This is a genomic window from Amycolatopsis solani (assembly GCF_033441515.1).
GTDB classification, from domain to species: Bacteria; Actinomycetota; Actinomycetes; order Mycobacteriales; family Pseudonocardiaceae; genus Amycolatopsis; species Amycolatopsis solani.
Map to the genome: position 1 here is coordinate 932,384 of NZ_JAWQJT010000001.1, position 16,888 is coordinate 949,271.

The window sequence follows — 16,888 nt, forward strand, 5'->3', positions numbered from 1 at the left end:
TTGCCCAAGCGGCGGTTCGGGCGTCAACGAGGTGGGGCCAGGCCTAACCGACCGTGTGATCGGGGCGCCCGAAGAGTCGTACCCTGGGCGGCATGTGCCGAAACATCACCACCCTCCGGGGGCTCCAGCCGGCCGCGACCGGCGAGGAGATCGAGGCCGCGGCCCGCCAGTACGTCCGCAAGGTGACCGGCGTGCAGTCGCTTTCGGACGCCACGCGCGAGCCCTTCGAGGCCGCGGTCGCCGAGATCACGGCGATCACCACGCGGCTGCTGGAGCAGCTGCCCGAACGCCGTCAGCCGCCGGCGACCGTGCCGCCGTTGCGGCGTCCCGAAGTCCAGGCGCGGATCGCCGCGAAAGCCTTGCGACAGCCGTGATCCGGCGCCGATAGGCTGTCGGCATGGGTGGACAGGCTTTGGTGCTGGGCGGCGGCGGGGTCGCCGGGATCGCGTGGACGACGGGGTTGCTGACCGGGCTCGCCGAGCACGGGCAGGACCTCACCGGTGCCGACCTGCTCGTCGGGACGTCGGCGGGCGCGGCGGTCGCGGCGCAGGTGACCAGCGGGCTGCCGCTGGCCGAGCTGTTCGCCCGCCAGGCCGATCCGGCGCGCCAGGCGCCGGAGATCCCGGCCGACATCGACTTCGAGAAGTTCGCCGCCGACTTCGGCGGCGCGCTCACCGGCACGGCGGACCCCGCCGAGGTCCGGCGCGCGGTCGGCCGGCTGGCACTGGCGGCCGAAACGGTGCCCGAAGCCGACCGGCGCGCGGTGCTCGAAGCGCGGCTGCCGGTGCACGAGTGGCCCGAGCAGCGCCTGGTGATCGTGGCGGTGGACGCCGAAACCGGCGAACCCCGCCGCTTCGACCGCGCCTCCGGGGTCTCCCTGGTCGACGCGGTGGCGGCGAGCTGCGCGGTCCCGGGCGTCTGGCCCCCGGTGACGATCGACGGCCGCCGCTACGTCGACGGCGGCGTCCGCTCCGGCGAGAACGCCGACTACGCGACGGGCTGCACCCGCGTCACGGTCGTTTCCCCGCTCGGCCCGGATTCCCCGCTGCCGATGGAAAAGCCGCTGTCCACGGTCCTGGACGAGCTGCGCGCGGCGGGCGCGGAGGTTGCGCTGATCACCCCGGACGAGGCTTCGATCGAGGCGATCGGCGAGAACCCGCTGGACCCGGCGACCCGCACGCCGGCGGCCGAAGCGGGCCGCGCCCAGGGTGCCGCGCTCACACTGAGCTGGACTTAGCCCGGCGGATCGCCGGCCGCAGCCCGACGTTGCCCGCCACGAACCCCGCCGCGCAGACGCCGAAGATCCACGGGCCAGGGATGCGCAGTTCGCCCCTGGTCTCGGCCGCGGGCTCCTCGTCGTGGGCCCAGTAGCGGACCTCGAGGCGGGCGCCGTGCGGGTAACCGCGGCTGACACGCACGTCCCGGTAGCGGAGGCCGCCGGGTTCGTCGACGCGCGCGACCACCGTGGACCGGTCGACGACCCGCTCGACGGTCGCGGTACCCACCAGTGAGCCGGACCGGTCCCGGAGCGTGCCGCCGATGATCGCGGCCGCGAGCAGGGAACCGAGCATCACCGCCAGCGAGACGGCGGCCACCGCGCCCCGGACCACGTCCGTCTTCACCGGCGTCGCCGGATGCGGTTGTGCCGCACGAAGACCACGACGGTGCCGGCCGCGCCCAGCAACGACACCACCCCGCCGTAGACGATCGGCGTGACGTACTTGTCGCCCGCGTCGAATTCCGCCCGGCCTTCGTCGGGCCACACCCGAATCTGGACCCGCTTGCCCACGGGGACCCGGCGCCGGTCCAGCTCGAAGGTCTGCCTCTTGGTCCGCCCGTCGGGTCCGGTGTACTCGACGGCCGCGGACCGGTCCCGCGGGTCACCGACCTCGACGACCTGCCCCCAGAAGAGCCCGGCCGACCGGTGCACGTCCGCGGCCATGGCGATGCCGGTGGCCAGCACCGCAGAGCCGCCGACCAGCATCAGCAGCGGGAGCCACAGCAGGGCCGCCGGCGGCAGCCAGGATCTCCACGACTTCATGCCCCCAGCACGCCGTCGCGACCGCCGCGGTTGCCCGGCCGTCACGACCGGCGCCGTTCGCGGTGGTGCCGCAGGAAGGCCAGCACGGCGGCGGCCGCGCCGAGCAGCGCCAGCACCCCGCCCACCACCAGCGTCGAGGTGTGGGAGACGCCGAAGTCGAGTTCCGTCCGCCGTTCGGCGGGCCACACGCGGACCTGGACCGTCTCGCCCACGCGAAGCGCCGGCTTCTGGAGCCCGAAGTTCGCCGTGGCGGGCCGCCCGTCGACGCTGGTGAACTCGACGTCCGCGGTCCGCTCGTGGGTCGCGACGACCCGGCCCGCGAAGACCCCCGCCGACCGGCTCTCGTCCGCGAGGTTCACCGCACCGACGCCCAGCACCCCGAGCCCGCCGGCCAGCATCAGCAACGGCAGCCACAGGACGGCCGCCGGGGGCAGCCGGCGCGACCCCGCCGTCACGACCGGCGCCGTTCGCGACGCCGCCGGACGACGGCGACGACCCAGCCACCCGCGCCGAGCAGTGCGAGCACGCCGCCGACCACCATCGTCGCCTCGTGCGAGACCCCGTACTCGAGCGCCACCCGCCGTTCGGCCGGCCACACCCGGACCTGGACCTCGTCGCCCGGGTAGACGCCCCGCTTCCGGTGCTCGACGGTCACGGTGGTGGTTCGCCCGTCGGGCCCGGTGAACTCGACGTCGGCGGTCCGGTACTGCCGCGAACCGGTCGCGACGACCCGCGCCGGGAACACCCCGGCCGAGCGCGCGTCGTCCTCGTGCTGACCATCGCCGATGCCCAGCACGACCAGCCCGGCCAGCAAGACCAGCACCGGCACCCACAGCGCGAGCGTCCGGCGCAGGCCCACCCCAGGCGATGTCATGCGATGAGCACGCCGCCGGGACCGCCGCGGTTGCCCCGGCGAGGCGGAAGACTCCGTCGGCTACCCTCGTGGGCAGGGGTAGCGTGTCCGAGCGGCCGAAGGAACATGTCTTGAAAACATGCGAGGGGGCAACCTCTCCGTGGGTTCGAATCCCACCGCTACCGCACTGAGCACCCGGGCGCCGGCCGCGCCCGGGTTCAGCTTTCGGTTTCCGACAGGTGGTCCAGCACGCGCTCGAAGGCCGCCGCGATCGTTGCCTGCTCGGTCGGGCTCAGCAGGTCGATCAGGTGCTCGCGGACGCCTTCCACGTGTGTCGGCGCCGCCGTCTTCAGCAGGGCCGCGCCGTCCTCGGTCAGCTCCGTGATGACGCCGCGCTTGTCCTCCGGGTCGCGGGCCCGCCGGACCAGTCCGATGTCCTCGAGCCGGCCGACCTGGTGCGAAAGCCTGCTCTTCGTCGATCCCATCATCGACGCCAGTTCCGACATGCGCATCCGGTGCTCGGGCTGGATTTCGAGGCAGACGAGCACCTCGTAGTCCGTGAGCGACACCTCGTGCCGGTCGGACAGTTCGCGGTGCAGGCGCTGCCGCAGCCGCAGCGTCGCGACGATGTAGGAGCGCCACGCCGCCATCTCGGCATCGTTCAACCACCGCACAGGTCGCTCCTCGGTCATAAGGCAGCGTAGAACGCTGATCAAGGGAACGCGCGGTCCGAGTCCGATCCGTCGGCCGGTGAAGACACCACCGCAACATCGCCCGAAGGTGGGGTTACGAAAAGGTTGAGACTCGGACCGAAAAGGCGCATTCTGCTTGTCGGTGGACGGTTGGCCAGGTATGCGGCACGACGACGGTGACGTGCCGGCCCGGGTGCCCCGCCAGGAGAGGTCAGGTGGTTGCGTGACGGGTGATCCTCGCGGTTGACCGCCCGCTGCGTCCCCGCGACCGGAACGGACTTCTACCGGGTCGATCGCGATTGTGAGCAGCACGAGCGCGGGCTTCTACGGTGCGTTCACGCATTCGGCGTCGATCGGGCCTGTTTCCGGTCACGGCCTCGGAAGCCGTGACGGCAGCGCCTGAACGCCGGCCCGGATGCGGCCAACCGCCCGACGAACAGAATCTCGGTACAACGCCTGGGTGCGGCCGTCAGCGCGACGGCCGCGCCCAGGCTCGTTAATATCGGCGGGTGAGGTTCGACGACGACGCCGGCTTGGACGCTTCCGAAGTCCAGGACCTGCGCGGTAGCGGCGATGGTGGCGGCGGCGGGATCGGCGGCCGGGTGGCACTGGGTGGTGGCGGGCTCGGCGTGGTGGGCCTGATCATCTACTTCGTGCTCTCCCAGCTCGGCGGGGTCAGCGTCGGCGGCGGCAGCGGGAGCGGCTTGAGCGGCGGGCTCGGCGGCGTCGGGTCCGGCCAGCAGGTCGACAACACGCAGCTGTCGAGCGAGTGCAAGACCGGCGCGGACGCGAACAAGAACCACGACTGCGCGATCGTCGCGATCGTGAACTCCGTCCAGGACTACTGGGCGCAGCAGTTCGCGCGGTCCGGCTCGACCTACCAGAAGGCGCCGACCAAGTTCTTCAACGGCGGCGTGCGCACCGGCTGCGGCAGCGCCACGTCCGACACCGGCCCGTTCTACTGCCCGGCGGACTCCGACGTCTACATCGACCTCTCGTTCTTCGACGAGCTGAAGACGCGCTTCGGCGCGCAGGGCGGCCTCTTCACCGAGGCGTACGTGCTGGCCCACGAGTACGGCCACCACGTGCAGAACCTGCTCGGGACGTCGAAGAAGGGCACCGGCACCGGCCCGACGTCCGGTTCGGTGCGACTCGAACTGCAGGCCGACTGCTACGCCGGCGTCTGGGCCAACCACGCCACGACGACGCCGACCGACACCGGCAAGCCACTGATCACCGACGTCAGCCAGGACGACATCGCGTCCGCGCTGGACACCGCGTCCCGCATCGGCGACGACTACATCCAGGAGAAGCTCGGCGGCGGCCAGGTCGACCGCTCGAAGTTCACCCACGGCACGTCCGCGCAGCGCAAGAAGTGGTTCACCACCGGCTTCCAGACCGGCGAGCCCGCCCGCTGCGACACCTTCGGCACGAACAACCTGGGCTGACGCAGCCACGACGAAGGGGCCGCCCCGCACCGGGACGGCCCCTTCGGTCTGATCTCAGGAAGCCAGCGCGTGCGGGTCACCGGCGACGGCGTGCGCGGCGAAGTTCCGCTGCGCACCGCGGTCGGCGGCCTTCTGCTTGGCCGTCTTGCTCTTGCCCGGCGGCACCCCGTTGACGCTCTCGGTGCTCGTCGCGTAGACACCGACCGCCCAGGCGACGGCGTCCGCGTTGCGGTCGAGCGCGACCCGGTCGATGTTGCCCAGGTTGTCGCAGGCCTGGTGGTAGCACCTGTCGTAGGCGAGGCCCGCCGTGCCGCCCCACTTCGCGGCCTGAGCGGCGGTCTTCTGACCTTCGGCGCCGGTGAAGAGGCCGCCGGCCGGGATGCCCACCGCGATGAACTCGCCGTAGTCCGAGCGCCCGTCGAAGTCGGTGCCCTCGGTCGGGACGCCCTTCGCGTTGAGGTACCCGGCGAGCGTCTGCTCGATCTGCGCCGAGCCGTACGGGCCCGGGCCCGCGCCGACGCCGTCGGAGTTGTCCCCGTCGTAGGCGAAGTACGCCGCGTTCGGCGAGCCGATCATGTCGAAGTTCATGTACAGCGCGATGTCGAGCTGCTGCTCGAAGGTCAGCGAGTCGACGTAGTAGGTCGAGCCGATCAGGCCGAACTCCTCCGCGCTCCAGAAGCCGAAGCGCACGGCGTTGCTGCTCTTCGGGCTGCTCCCCAGCTGCAGCGCCGTCTCGAGCAGGGTCGCCGAGCCGGTGCCGTTGTCGTTGATGCCGGGACCGGCCGGGACGCTGTCGAGGTGCGAGCCCAGCATCACGACGTTGTCGTGGCGCCCGGTCTTGGTCTCGGCGATGACGTTGTAGCTGGTCCGCTGCTCCTGGAAGGCACGCAGTTCGAGCGTCACGTTCTGGCCGCCCAGCGTGGCCAGCTGCGCGCCCGCGGCCGCCGTCACGCCGCCGGTCGGGATCTTCGCGTTGGCCGGGTCCCCCAGAGTCCCGTTCAGGGCGCCGTCGGTGTTGTTGTAGACGATCGCGCCGATCGCGCCCGCGGCCGCGGCGGTCGCCTGCTTCTGCGCGAACGAGCAGCCGCCGCGCTTGATCAGCGCGATCTTGCCGGCGACGTCGGCGGTGTAGTCGGTGGCCTCGCAACCGCTGGTGTCGTCCACCGCGACCACGGCGAGCGGCGCGGTGATGCCGCCGACCGGGGTGTTCGTCGTGTACTCCATCGCGATGACCGGCACGTCGGCGCCGCCCGCGGTCAGCTTCTCCGCGAGGGTCTCGGCGAACGTGAACGGGAACTCCTGGCGGGTCACCTGGAAGCCGGCGGCCTCCAGCTTCGTCGCGATGTACTCCGCGGACTTCTTGTGGCCTTCGGTGCTGGCCGCGCGCGTGCCTCCGTTGGCGTCGGAGATCCGCTGGAGCGCGATCAGGTGCCGGTTGATGGCTCCGACGTCGACCTTCTTGACGAGCTGCTTGGCCAAGGCGGGGCCGTCGGGCTGGGCCGCGGTGTTCGCCGCCGCGGCCGGGGTCATGCCGAACGCCAGCGTCGTACAGGCGGCCAGCGCCGCCGGTACGAGCAGTCTTCTTCGTGTGAGTGACATGGTTGCTCACCTTTGTTCGGGTATGCGTAGTTCGTCAATGCGTCATTCGGCGGGAACTTCCGCAGCCGGTATACAGTCGACACATGTACGCGATCACCATCCGTGAGCCAGGTGACCCGGACGTTCTCGAGTGGACCGAGGTCCCGGACCCGCGTCCCGGGCCCGGTGAGGTGCTGCTGGAAGTGGCCGCGAGCGCGGTGAACCGCGCCGACCTGCTGCAGCGCCGGGGCCATTACCCGCCGCCGCCCGGTGCCAGCGAAACCCTCGGTCTGGAGTGCTCCGGAACGATCGCGGAGCTCGGCGAAGGCGTCGAAGGCTGGAACGTCGGCGACGAGGTCTGCGCGCTGCTCGCCGGCGGCGGCTACGCGGAGAAGGCCGTCGTCCCGGCCGGGCAGCTGCTGCCGGTGCCCGGCGAGGTCGAGCTGATCGCCGCGGCCGGGCTGCCCGAGGTGGCCTGCACGGTGTGGGCGAACGTCGTGATGCACGCGAAGCTCACCGAAGGCGAAGTGCTGCTGGTGCACGGCGGCGCCGGCGGCATCGGCACGCACGCCATCCAGGTCGGTAAGGCGCTCGGCGCGACCGTCGCCGTCACCGCGGGGTCGGCGGACCGGCTCGAGAGCTGCCGCCAGCTCGGCGCCGACCTCACGATCAACTACAAGGAAGAGGACTTCGTCGAGGTCCTCAAGAAGGAGACGGGCGGCGCGCACGTCATCCTCGACAACATGGGCGCGTCCTACCTGTCGCGCAACGTCGACGCGCTGCAGCAGGACGGGCGCCTGGTGATCATCGGGATGCAGGGCGGGGTCAAGGGCGAGCTGAACATCGGCTCGCTGATCGGCAAGCGGGCGTCGGTGTTCGCGGCGGGCCTGCGCTTCCGGCCGCTGGACCAGAAGGCGGCGATCGTCGCCGACGTCCGCGAACGGCTGTGGCCGCTGGTGTCCGAAGGTGCCGTGAAGCCGATCGTCGGCCAGGTCGTGCCGATGGCCGAAGCCGCGAACGCGCACCGGATCCTGGAAGAGGGCTCGGTGTTCGGCAAGGTCCTGCTGGCCGCGAAGTCCTAGCGGAGTTCTTCGAGGACCCGCACGAGCTGGTTGATTTCGAAGACGTTGGAGTAGTGGGCGAGCCCGATCCGCACGGCGCCGCCCACTTCCCCGACGCCCAGTGACGCGAAGACACCGGCCGCACCGTCGTCGGCGAAGGCGCACAACCCCTGCGAAGCCAGGTACTCGGCGACCTCGGGCGCCTTCTTGCCGGCGACGGCGAAGGCGAGCGCGGGGATGCGGCGCATGGCGTTGCCGATCACCATGATGTGCCGCAGCGACAGCAGTTCCGTGGAGAGCTGGGCGAGCAGCCCGGCGTGGTAGGACTTCGCGGAGCCGAGCGAGGTGACCAGCCGTTCGCGACGCGAGCCCGCCGCGGCGTCGTCGAGGCCCGCGAGGTAGTCGATCGACGCGATCAGCCCGGCGAGCAGCGGGTACGCGTGCGGGCCGAGTTCGAGGCGGGCGGCGCCGCGCGCCATCGGGTCGAGCGAGACGGACGGGATCCGCTCGATCAGTTCGGGGTCGCGGAAGACGAGGGCGCCCACCGACGGGCCGCCCCACGCCTGCGCGGACACGACCATGACGTCGGCGCCGAGCGCGTTGATGTCCAGCGGCAGGAAGGGCGCGGCGTAGGTGGCGTCGACGACGACGAGCGCGCCGACCCGCTTGGCGAACTCGATGATCGTCGGCACGTCCGGCCGCGTCCCGACGGACCCGGACGCGAGCGTGACCGCGACGGCCTTGGTGCGCGCCGACACGAGCTGCTCGTACTGCCACGCCGGGAGTTCGCACGTCTCGATGTCGATCTCGCCCCAGCGCACGACGGCGCCGACACGCTTTGCGGCCCGCTGCCACGGCGCGAGGTTGGCCTGTTCGTCGAGCCTCGACACGACGACCTCGTCGCCGATCGTCCAGCGCTCGGCGAGCGAGTCGCAGAGCCGGCGCAGCATCACCGGCGCGCTGGGTCCGAGCACGACGGCGGCCGGGTCGGCCCCGACCAGGTCGGCCACGGCCCGGCGGGCCGCGGTCACGATGCTTTCCGCGCGTTGTGAGGCCGGAAACGCTCCGCCCGGCCCCGACACCGGGGCGCGCATCGCCGTCGAAACGGCCGAAGCGACCTGTTCCGGGACCAGCATTCCGGCGGCGCCGTCGAAGTGAATCCAGCCGTCACCCAGCGCGGGAAAGAGCCCACGGATACGAGCGACGTCGAACGCCATGTGGACACCGTACGGACGTGCGGTTTCGCCGTGCGCCCGGGGTTGGGTGGAGAGCCACCGGGAACCCCCGAAGCGGCTACGCTCGGAGACGGACGCCCCGTGGGTGTCGCGGAGCGTGTCGAACGCAAGCCAGGATGGAGCACATGACCGAGCCGAACTTCACAGCCGGTGACGCTGGCCAGGAATCTTCACCCCACGTGGTGGTCGTGGGCCCGGACGGCACCCCGGTGGGCGCGGACGACCACCCGGAGTCGGTCGGCGACCTCGTCGAAGAGCCGGCGAAGGTGATGCGGATCGGCACGATGATCAAGCAGCTCCTCGAGGAGGTCCGCGCGGCCCCGCTGGACGACGCGTCCCGCAACCGCGTGCGCGAGATCCACGAGACGTCGGTCAAGGAGCTGGCGGCGTCGCTGGCCCCGGAGCTGCAGGACGAGCTGGAGCGCCTGGTGCGGCCGTTCACGGACGACCAGACGCCTTCGGACGCCGAGCTGCGGATCGCGCAGGCGCAGCTGGTGGGGTGGCTCGAGGGGTTGTTCAGCGGGATTCAGACGGCGCTGTTCGCCCAGCAGATGGCGGCGCGGGTGCAGCTGGAGCAGATGCGGCGGGGGTTGCCGGCCGGGCCTTCGGCCGGCGGGCCGGGTGCGGGGCCGGGGCTTGACGGGCACGGGCCCGGGATCTCGGGGACTGGGCAGTACCTCTGAGCTCGGTGGGGTTGTCCACAGACCGGAGGGCCTGTGGACAACCCCTGTGGACAACTCGTCTCGAGGCGGGTTTTGTCCGGGGGCGCCGATAGGCTGGACATGGGCACGGCCCCCTAGGGAGGGCGGGGCTCGGTCTGGGCGGGGCCCGGTCTGGGCGGGGCCCGGTCTGGGCGGGGCCCGGTCTGGGCGGGGCCCGGTCTGGGCGGGGCCCGGTCCGGGCGGGGCGCACCGCATGACGTGAATGACTCATTCATGTCGTCTGGCGACAGGGCTCCGGCAAAGTCGCCGGCCCCGGCTCGCTTCACCGGTGGCAGGCGGGGTGGGCAGTTCGAGCGAGGTCGCGAATGAGTCATTGGCGGCTTTAGAGGTCCCGAATGAGTCATTCGCGACCTCGCCTTCGGCAAGCCCGCCGCTCGGTGCGCGGGAGGCGGCGGCCGGGGATCGGTGGCCCGGGCGTTGTGGACGGGGCGTTCCTGACATCGCGGCGGATCCGGCCGATCGCGCACCCCGGGAAGTCTTGAATGAGTCATTCAGGACGTCCGACGTCTTGAATGAGTCATTCAAGACTTCGGGCGAGCCCGCCGATGCCACGATCCGCCGCGTCAACTCCGACTTTGCCGGAGCCCCGTCGTCTGGCGAGGTGAATGAGTCATTCACGGCACGTCGGCAGCCGAGGCGCAGGTCGCGAATGACTCATTCGGGACCTCCGGCGTCCCCAATGACTCATTCGCGACATCCGCGACCGGCGCCGGGAGCAAGGTCAGCGCAGCGAGCTGAAGAACTCCCGGACGTCGCCGATCAGCGCGTCCGGTTCCTCCAGAGCCGCGAAGTGGCCGCCACTCGGGAACTCCGTCCAGCGGACGATCTTGTCCGTCCGCTCCGCCAGCTCCCGCACCGGCAGCCCGATGTCGTCCGGGAAGACCGCCACCGCCGTCGGGACCGTGTTCGCCGGGGGCGGGGCTCCCCAGCCGCCCGTCAACGCCGCGTACAGCCGGGCCGATGAGTTCGCCGTCTCCGTGAACCAATAAATCGACACGTCCGCCAGCAGGTCGTCGCGGTCGATCAGGTCCGTCGTCGTGTTCGAGAACGAGCGGAACTTCTCCGCGATCCACGCCAGCTGGCCCGCCGGGGAATCGTGCAGGCCGTACGCCAGGGTCTGCGGCTTCGTCGCCTGGATCATCGCGTACCCCGTACCCGACGTCGAGAACGCCTGCCCCTTCTCCAGCGAACGGCGGCCCAGCGACTGGTCCGACAACTCCGCGAGCTCCGCGGACGTCCGGACCACCGCCGACGCCAGCATCGTCACGTGGATGCCCAGCACCCGCGCGGGGAACTGGACCGCCAGCTCGCGCGAGATGATCGCGCCCCAGTCGCCACCGTGAGCGCCGAAGCGCTCGTAACCCAGCGACGTCATCAGCGTGGCGAACGCCCGCGCCACCCGGTCCGGGCCCCAGTCCGGGGTCGGCGTCGGGCCCGAGAAGCCGTAGCCCGGGATCGACGGGACGACCACTGTCAGCGCCGTAGCCGGGTCGCCGCCGTACGCGCGGGGGTCCGTCAGGGGGCCGATCACGTCCAGGAACTCCACGATCGAGCCTGGCCAGCCGTGCGTGAGCAGCACCGGCGTCGCCGACGGCTCCGGGGACACCACGTGCAGGAAGTGCACGTTCGTGCCGTCGATCGTGGTCGTGAACTGCGGGAACGCGTTGAGCCGCGCCTCCTGCGCCCGCCAGTCGAAGCCGGTCCGCCAGTACTCCGCCAGCTCGCGCACGTAGTCCACCGGCGCCCCGAGCCGCCAGCCGGTGTCGGCGGGCTGGTCGGGCCAGCGGGTGTTCGCCAGGCGCGTGCGGAGGTCGTCGAGGGCGGCCTGCGGGACGTCGATGCGGAACGGGGTGATCGTCATGCTTCAACGATAGGAAGCATCGCGGACAGATCCGGTCCTCGATACGAGGGAATCCAGGACGCGGTCGACGCCGAGGCCGTCCACTGTGGACGACGCCGTGGCCGACAGCGCCCGGCGCAGGGACGCATCGGTCAGCAACGACCGCAAGACCGCCGTCACCGCAGGCAGCCGCGAAGCGAGGGACTCCGCGGGGCCGAGGCCGGCCGCCAGGCCGAGCTCGAGCGCCGCCCGGTAGCCCGGCTCCTGGTTGTCGACCAGCCGGACCGCCGCCGTCGGGACGCCGAGGCAGCACAGCTCCACGAACGTCACCCCGGATGCGCTCACGGCGACGTCGGTCGTCGCCAGGATGTCCAGCAGCGCCGGGCTCGGCGGGGACACCCGGATCGACTGTCCGGGGAGCAGCGGAGGCAGCGACGGCTCGCCGCGCACCAAGGCGTCCGCCACGAACGGCTGCTCGGTGTCGCGAAGGGCGCGAAGCAGCAACCCGACCGTCGCCGTCCACTCGGCGCCGCCGCCCAGGACCACCGTGACGTGCGGCGGCGGGCCGGCCGGTGCCCGGCGCGTTTCGCGCACGACGTCCCGCAGCGGCGCGTACTCGATTCCGCGCAGCAGGAAGCCGGAGCCGTCATCGGGCCGCGGAGCAGGCGCGAAGCTCGAGTCGACCACGATGTCCGCGGGACGGCGGCCGAACACGTCGTCCTCGATCGACACCAGCACCGCGCCGGCCGCGTTGACCTCGGGCCGCACGTCGCCGAGGCCGTAGTGGTCGACGACGACCGCGTCGAACCCCGTCGCGTCGAACGGCACCCGCTCGACGCCCAGCTCGTCGAAGCGCGCCGCGAGCCATTCCGCGTTCTCGACCTGGCCCGAGAACGCGACCGAGAAACCCCGGGCAACCGCCCGCTCAGCGTAGGCGACCATCCGCGCGATGTGGCCGGCGCCGATCGACGCCGACGCGTCCGCGCGCAGCAGCAGCCTCACCGGCCGACCTTCTTCTGCTCGACGTCCGCGTTCAGCGCCACCAGGTCCGGCCGCGCACGCAGCAGCGCGACCACGGCCCGCCAGTCGCCGACGCGGTCGCCCAGCTCGGCCACCAGCGCGGACAGCAGCTCCCAGTCCTCGGCGGTGTCGAGCGTCACGCGCAGGTCGTCGGCGGCCGGGCTCACCACGACACCGGCGCACGAATAGCGCGTGGGCTGCGAGTAGATGCCCGAAGTCACGTGCTCGCGGTCCGCGCCGGACGCGGAAGCGACCTGCTCCAGGAGCACGGACGCCCGCACCAGCTCGGCGTCGAAGCCACGCGGCAGCGTCCGGACCAGCGTCGTGCTCACGTAGTCGAGCGTCGGCTGGGCCCGCCACAGCGTCGCGAGCTGGCCGATCAGCGACGGGTCCAGCAGCGGGCAGTCCGCGGTGAGCCTGATCACGGCGTCGGCGGGGTGCGCACGCAGCGCCACGGCGAACCGTTCGAGCACGTCGTCGAGCGGACCCCGGACCACGGCGGCGCCACAGCGGGCGGCTTCCAGAGCGACGTCGTCGTCGGAGGCGTCCGAAGAGGTCGCGACGACCACCTGGTCCACGCCGGGAGCGGCCGCCGCGGCCCGGACCACCCAGCCCAGCACGCTGCGGCCGGCCAGCGGGCGCAGCACCTTGCCGGGCAGCCTGGTCGAGCTCGACCGGGCCTGGATGACGGCGTTGACACCGGGCGCTCCACGCATGGGTGACATGATGGCCGACGGCAACCCACCCCAAACGCGGAGGTCAACGATGTCCGAGCTGGATGGCTCCAGCATCCTGCTCACCGGCGGGACCGGTTCCTTCGGCAAGGCGTTCATCGCGCACGCGCTCGCCGAACTGAACCCGAGCCGGCTGGTCGTGCTCTCCCGCGACGAGCTGAAGCAGTACGAGACGCGCCAGCTGTTCGGCGACGACCCGCGCCTGCGCTGGTTCATCGGCGACATCCGCGACCGCCGCCGGCTCGAGCGCGCCATGCACGGCGTCGACTACGTCGTGCACGCCGCCGCGCTCAAGCAGGTCGACACCGGTGAGTACAACCCGTTCGAGTTCGTCCAGACCAACGTCATGGGCTCGCAGAACGTGATCGAGGCCGCGATCGACACCGGCGTCAAGAAGGTCGTCGCGCTGTCGACCGACAAGGCGTCCAGCCCGATCAACCTCTACGGCGCCACCAAGCTGTGCGCCGACCGGATGTTCATCAGCGGCAACCACTACGCGGCCGCGCACGTGACGCGCTTCTCCGTGGTCCGCTACGGCAACGTCATGGGTTCGCGGGGCAGTGTCATCCCGTTCTTCCGCAAGCTGGCCGAAAAGGGCGAATCGCTGCCGATCACGCACAAGGAGATGACCCGCTTCTGGATCACGCTCCCGCAGGCCGTGCGGTTCGTCGTCGACTCGTTCGACCAGATGCACGGCGGCGAGCTGTACGTGCCGCGGATCCCGAGCATGCGGCTGGTCGACCTGGCGCAGGCGATCGCGCCGGGCAGCGACATGCACGAGGTCGGCATCCGCCCGGGCGAGAAGCTGCACGAGGAGATGATCGCCCCCGACGACGCGCGCCGGACGGTCAAGCTCGAGGACCGCTACGTCGTCCAGCCGCACCTCGCGGGCTGGGGCTACCAGGAGCCGGACGGCGGGACGCCGATGCCCGAAGGCTTCGCGTACCGCTCGGACACCAACGACCTGTGGCTGAACCCGGAGGAGCTGCGCGAGCTGGTCGAGCAGCATGGCTGACTTCCTCCCCTACGGCCGCCAGTCCATCAGCGAAGAGGACATCCAGGCGGTCGTCGACGTCCTGCGTGGCGACTGGCTGACCACCGGGCCCGCGGTCCAGCAGTTCGAGAACGACCTCGCCGCGCACACCGGCGGCACCCCGGCGGTGGCCGTGACCTCGGGCACGGCCGCCCTGCACGTCGCCTACGCGGCTGCCGGGATCAAGCCGGGCGACGAGGTCGTCACCAGCCCGATGACCTTCGTGGCGACGGCCGCCACCGCGGCGCTGTTCGGCGCGAAGGTGGTCTTCGCCGACGTCGAGGCCGACACCGGCAACCTGGCCATCGACGCAGCCGCCGCCGCGGTGACCGAACGCACGAAGGTCGTCGCCGCCGTCGACTACGCCGGTCACCCGGCCGAACTGGACGCGCTCGGCGAAATCGCCCACGAAGCCGGTGCGCTCCTGCTGGAAGACGCCGCGCACTCGGTCGGCGGGTCCTGGCAGGGCCGTCCGGTGGGCTCGCTCGCCGACCTGACGACGTTCTCGTTCTTCCCGACCAAGAACCTCACCACGGCCGAAGGCGGCGCTGTCGTCACCCCGGACGCCGGGCTGCTCGACCGGGCGCGGAAGTTCCGCAACCACGGCCTGGTCCGCGACCGCGCCGAGCAGCGCTACCCGGACGAGGGCGGCTGGCACCAGGAAGTGCACGAGTTCGGCCTGAACTACCGCCTGCCGGACGTCCTCTGCGCGCTCGGGTCCAGCCAGCTGACCCGGCTCGCGGAGTTCAAGAAGCGCCGCGCCGAGATCCACGCCCGGTACTCCGCGGCGCTCGCCGACGTCGAGGGCGTGGCGACGCCGCCGAGCCGCCCGGGCGCCGACCCGGTGTGGCACCTGTACCCGCTGCGGGTCCTCGAAGGCCGCCGCAAGGCGCTGTTCGAGCACCTCCGCGGCGTCGGCATCGGCGTCCAGGTCAACTACATCCCGGCGTACTGGCACCCCGTCTTCGAAGACCTCGGGTACCGGCGCGGCCTCTGCCCGAACGCCGAGGCGTACTACGAGCAGGAGCTCTCGCTGCCGCTGTTCCCGGCGCTGACGGACGCCGACGTCGACCGCGTGGTCGACGCCGTGCGCGCGTTCTTCTAGATCAGGTCCCAGGTCAGGGGCGTGCCCTTCGCGGCGTCGACGCGGAAGGTGCGCCCCACGACCTTGGTGATCTCGGCCGGGGCGAGGCCGCCCGCGGGCCGGATCGACCGGACGTTGGCCGCGGTGACCTCGTCGCCCGCCCGGACGTCCTCGACGACGTAAAGGGACCGGCGCAGCCGCAGGCCCTCCTTCTCGCTCTCCCGCGGGCCCAGCACGGGATCGCCGAGCGCTTCCCACGCCCGGTGCGTCTCGGCGACCAGCGCGGCCAGCTCCGAGGGCTCCAGCGAGAACTCCGAGTCGACGCCGCCGTCCGCGCGGGCCAGCGTGACGTGCTTCTCGATGGCGACCGCGCCCAGCGCGACGGCCGCGACCGGCGCCCCGATGCCCGGCGTGTGGTCGGACAGCCCGACCAGCGTCTGCGTCAGCCCGGCCAGCAGCGGCAGGCCGCGCAGGTTGCTCTCGCGCGGCGACGCCGGGTAGCTCGCCGTGCAGCCGAGCACGATCAGCTGGTCGTTGCCCGCCTCACGCGCGGTGCGCACCGCCGCGTCGATTTCGGCGACGTTCGCCATGCCGGTCGAGATGACCAGCGGCTTGCCCGTGCGAGCGCACAGCTCGATCAGCGGCAGGTCGACGATTTCCGACGACGCGATCTTGTACGCCGGCGCGTCCAGGGACTCCAGCAGCTCGACCGCGGTCGGGTCGAAGGGGCTGGAGAAGATCTCCAGGCCTTTCGAGCGGGCCCGTTCGAACAGCGGCGCGTGCCACTCCCACGGCGTGTGGGCCTTTTCGTACAGTTTGTACAGGTTTTCCCCGCCCCACAGTTCGTGGGTCTCGCCGATCCGGAACGCCGGGGTGTCGACGTCGATGGTGATCGTGTCGGGGCGGTAGGTCTGCAGCTTGACCGCCTGCGCGCCGGTCTCGGCGATGGCGTCGACGATCTGCAGCGCCCGGTCGAGGTCGCCGTTGTGGTTGCCGGACATCTCGGCGATGACGAACGGCGCGTGGCCCGGACCGATCAGGTGCGCGCCGAACCGGATGTCGTGCATGGTGCCTCCCCGGGGTGGACTGCGGGTCAGCTCAGAGTCTTGCGCAGCTGCCGGAAGCCGCCGACGGCAGGCGCGGCTTCGGCGTACCCGGCGTGCTCGAACAGCTTCGCCGAAGCGGCGTTGTCCTGGTGCACGGCGGCCAGCACGACCTGCACGCCGAGGCGGTCCCGCGCGGCCCGCTCCCCCTCGGCGAGCACCGCGCCGGACCGGCCGCGACCGCGGCTCGCGGGGGCGAGCGTGATGCTCACCTCCCAGCCGTCGCCGTCGCGCCGGTCGAACCGGACGGTGCCGACCGGCTCGACCTCGTCCTCGACGACGAGCAGCAGCCGATCGGGGTCCGCGAGCACCCCGCGCAGCCACGCGAGGTGCTCGTCCAGCGCCACCACGGCCGTCGAGCGCGACGACCGCCGCGTCCGCGGGTCGTTGCGCCAGCCCAGCAGCAGCTCGGCGTCCGCTTCGGTGGCTTCCCTGGCCCGCAAG

Annotated in this window: 19 protein-coding genes and 1 tRNA gene; 8 read left to right on the top strand and 12 right to left on the bottom strand. The window is 71.8% G+C overall.

Annotated elements, in window-relative coordinates; translation table 11 throughout:
* The first annotated feature begins 92 nt into the window (after positions 1 to 92).
* Together SD460_RS04760 and SD460_RS04765 are read left to right on the top strand one after the other, a co-directional pair.
* Positions 93 to 374, top strand: coding sequence for a DUF2277 domain-containing protein (locus tag SD460_RS04760; RefSeq protein ID WP_247015799.1), 282 nt, complete (start codon positions 93 to 95; stop codon positions 372 to 374).
* Positions 375 to 397: 23 nt separating this feature from the next.
* Positions 398 to 1,237 (top strand): patatin-like phospholipase family protein, encoded by an 840-nt coding sequence (locus tag SD460_RS04765; protein ID WP_290058143.1) that lies wholly within the window; start codon positions 398 to 400, stop codon positions 1,235 to 1,237.
* Here SD460_RS04765 and SD460_RS04770 read toward each other — a convergent pair.
* Genes SD460_RS04770 through SD460_RS04785 form a run of 4 tightly spaced genes read right to left on the bottom strand, consistent with a single transcriptional unit; the run spans position 1,218 to position 2,915 of the window.
* Positions 1,218 to 1,622 carry a hypothetical protein gene (locus tag SD460_RS04770; protein ID WP_290058142.1) on the bottom strand — a complete coding sequence of 135 codons (405 nt, stop codon included), beginning with the start codon at positions 1,620 to 1,622 and terminating at the stop codon, positions 1,218 to 1,220. The two genes, SD460_RS04765 and SD460_RS04770, sit on opposite strands and share 20 nt — an antisense overlap.
* A complete protein-coding gene (locus tag SD460_RS04775; RefSeq protein ID WP_290058141.1) occupies positions 1,619 to 2,041 on the bottom strand; it encodes a hypothetical protein in 423 nt (140 codons plus the stop codon). Before SD460_RS04775 ends, SD460_RS04770 begins: the two co-directional genes overlap by 4 nt.
* 41 nt (positions 2,042 to 2,082) lie before the next feature.
* Positions 2,083 to 2,496: a DUF3592 domain-containing protein gene (locus SD460_RS04780; RefSeq protein WP_290058140.1), complete on the bottom strand. Its 414-nt coding sequence runs from the start codon at positions 2,494 to 2,496 to the stop codon at positions 2,083 to 2,085.
* Positions 2,493 to 2,915, bottom strand: a complete 423-nt coding sequence (locus SD460_RS04785) for a hypothetical protein (RefSeq protein ID WP_290058139.1) — start codon at positions 2,913 to 2,915, stop codon at positions 2,493 to 2,495. Before SD460_RS04785 ends, SD460_RS04780 begins: the two co-directional genes overlap by 4 nt.
* 77 nt (positions 2,916 to 2,992) lie before the next feature.
* Between SD460_RS04785 and SD460_RS04790 the strand changes: the two genes are divergently transcribed.
* A tRNA-Ser gene (locus SD460_RS04790) sits at positions 2,993 to 3,079 on the top strand.
* Positions 3,080 to 3,112: 33 nt separating this feature from the next.
* On the opposite strand, the gene SD460_RS04795 is transcribed toward SD460_RS04790, so the two are convergent.
* Positions 3,113 to 3,586, bottom strand: coding sequence for a MarR family winged helix-turn-helix transcriptional regulator (locus SD460_RS04795; protein ID WP_290058138.1), 474 nt, complete (start codon positions 3,584 to 3,586; stop codon positions 3,113 to 3,115).
* A 509-nt stretch (positions 3,587 to 4,095) separates the two neighbouring features.
* Between SD460_RS04795 and ypfJ the strand changes: the two genes are divergently transcribed.
* Positions 4,096 to 5,034 (top strand): KPN_02809 family neutral zinc metallopeptidase, encoded by a 939-nt coding sequence (ypfJ, locus tag SD460_RS04800; RefSeq protein ID WP_290058137.1) that lies wholly within the window; start codon positions 4,096 to 4,098, stop codon positions 5,032 to 5,034.
* 54 nt (positions 5,035 to 5,088) lie between these two features.
* Here the strand turns inward: ypfJ and SD460_RS04805 are convergent, their stop codons facing one another.
* Positions 5,089 to 6,633 carry a M28 family metallopeptidase gene (locus SD460_RS04805; protein WP_318305946.1) on the bottom strand — a complete coding sequence of 515 codons (1,545 nt, stop codon included), beginning with the start codon at positions 6,631 to 6,633 and terminating at the stop codon, positions 5,089 to 5,091.
* Between the two features lie 83 nt (positions 6,634 to 6,716).
* Here SD460_RS04805 and SD460_RS04810 point away from each other — a divergent pair, with 83 nt between their 5' ends.
* On the top strand, positions 6,717 to 7,694 hold the full coding sequence (locus SD460_RS04810) for an NAD(P)H-quinone oxidoreductase (RefSeq protein ID WP_290058135.1): 978 nt from the start codon (positions 6,717 to 6,719) through the stop codon (positions 7,692 to 7,694).
* Here SD460_RS04810 and SD460_RS04815 read toward each other — a convergent pair.
* The gene (locus SD460_RS04815; RefSeq protein ID WP_290058134.1) at positions 7,691 to 8,890 is read right to left on the bottom strand and encodes a cysteine desulfurase-like protein; all 1,200 of its coding nucleotides are present in this window, start codon (positions 8,888 to 8,890) and stop codon (positions 7,691 to 7,693) included. The two genes, SD460_RS04810 and SD460_RS04815, sit on opposite strands and share 4 nt — an antisense overlap.
* A gap of 134 nt (positions 8,891 to 9,024) precedes the next feature.
* Between SD460_RS04815 and SD460_RS04820 the strand changes: the two genes are divergently transcribed.
* Entirely contained in the window at positions 9,025 to 9,591 is a 567-nt protein-coding gene (locus SD460_RS04820) for a bacterial proteasome activator family protein (RefSeq protein WP_290058133.1), read from the top strand.
* A 760-nt stretch (positions 9,592 to 10,351) separates the two neighbouring features.
* Here SD460_RS04820 and SD460_RS04825 read toward each other — a convergent pair.
* Genes SD460_RS04825 through SD460_RS04835 form a run of 3 tightly spaced genes read right to left on the bottom strand, consistent with a single transcriptional unit; the run spans position 10,352 to position 13,215 of the window.
* Entirely contained in the window at positions 10,352 to 11,491 is a 1,140-nt protein-coding gene (locus SD460_RS04825; protein ID WP_290058132.1) for an epoxide hydrolase family protein, read from the bottom strand.
* A 3-nt stretch (positions 11,492 to 11,494) separates the two neighbouring features.
* Positions 11,495 to 12,472, bottom strand: coding sequence for a spore coat protein (locus SD460_RS04830; protein ID WP_290058131.1), 978 nt, complete (start codon positions 12,470 to 12,472; stop codon positions 11,495 to 11,497).
* The gene (locus SD460_RS04835; protein WP_290058130.1) at positions 12,469 to 13,215 is read right to left on the bottom strand and encodes a cytidylyltransferase domain-containing protein; all 747 of its coding nucleotides are present in this window, start codon (positions 13,213 to 13,215) and stop codon (positions 12,469 to 12,471) included. The genes SD460_RS04830 and SD460_RS04835 overlap by 4 nt, the downstream gene beginning before the upstream one ends.
* A 40-nt stretch (positions 13,216 to 13,255) precedes the next feature.
* On the opposite strand from SD460_RS04835, the gene pseB reads away from it, so the two are divergent.
* Both pseB and pseC read left to right on the top strand, forming a co-directional pair.
* Positions 13,256 to 14,239, top strand: a complete 984-nt coding sequence (pseB, locus tag SD460_RS04840; protein WP_290058129.1) for a UDP-N-acetylglucosamine 4,6-dehydratase (inverting) — start codon at positions 13,256 to 13,258, stop codon at positions 14,237 to 14,239.
* A complete protein-coding gene (gene pseC, locus SD460_RS04845; RefSeq protein ID WP_290058128.1) occupies positions 14,232 to 15,362 on the top strand; it encodes a UDP-4-amino-4,6-dideoxy-N-acetyl-beta-L-altrosamine transaminase in 1,131 nt (376 codons plus the stop codon). Before pseB ends, pseC begins: the two co-directional genes overlap by 8 nt.
* Here the strand turns inward: pseC and pseI are convergent.
* A complete protein-coding gene (pseI, locus tag SD460_RS04850) occupies positions 15,359 to 16,408 on the bottom strand; it encodes a pseudaminic acid synthase (RefSeq protein WP_290058127.1) in 1,050 nt (349 codons plus the stop codon). The genes pseC and pseI overlap by 4 nt on opposite strands.
* A gap of 26 nt (positions 16,409 to 16,434) precedes the next feature.
* Entirely contained in the window at positions 16,435 to 16,887 is a 453-nt protein-coding gene (locus tag SD460_RS04855) for a GNAT family N-acetyltransferase (RefSeq protein WP_290058126.1), read from the bottom strand.
* Between the last annotated feature and the right edge of the window lies 1 nt (position 16,888).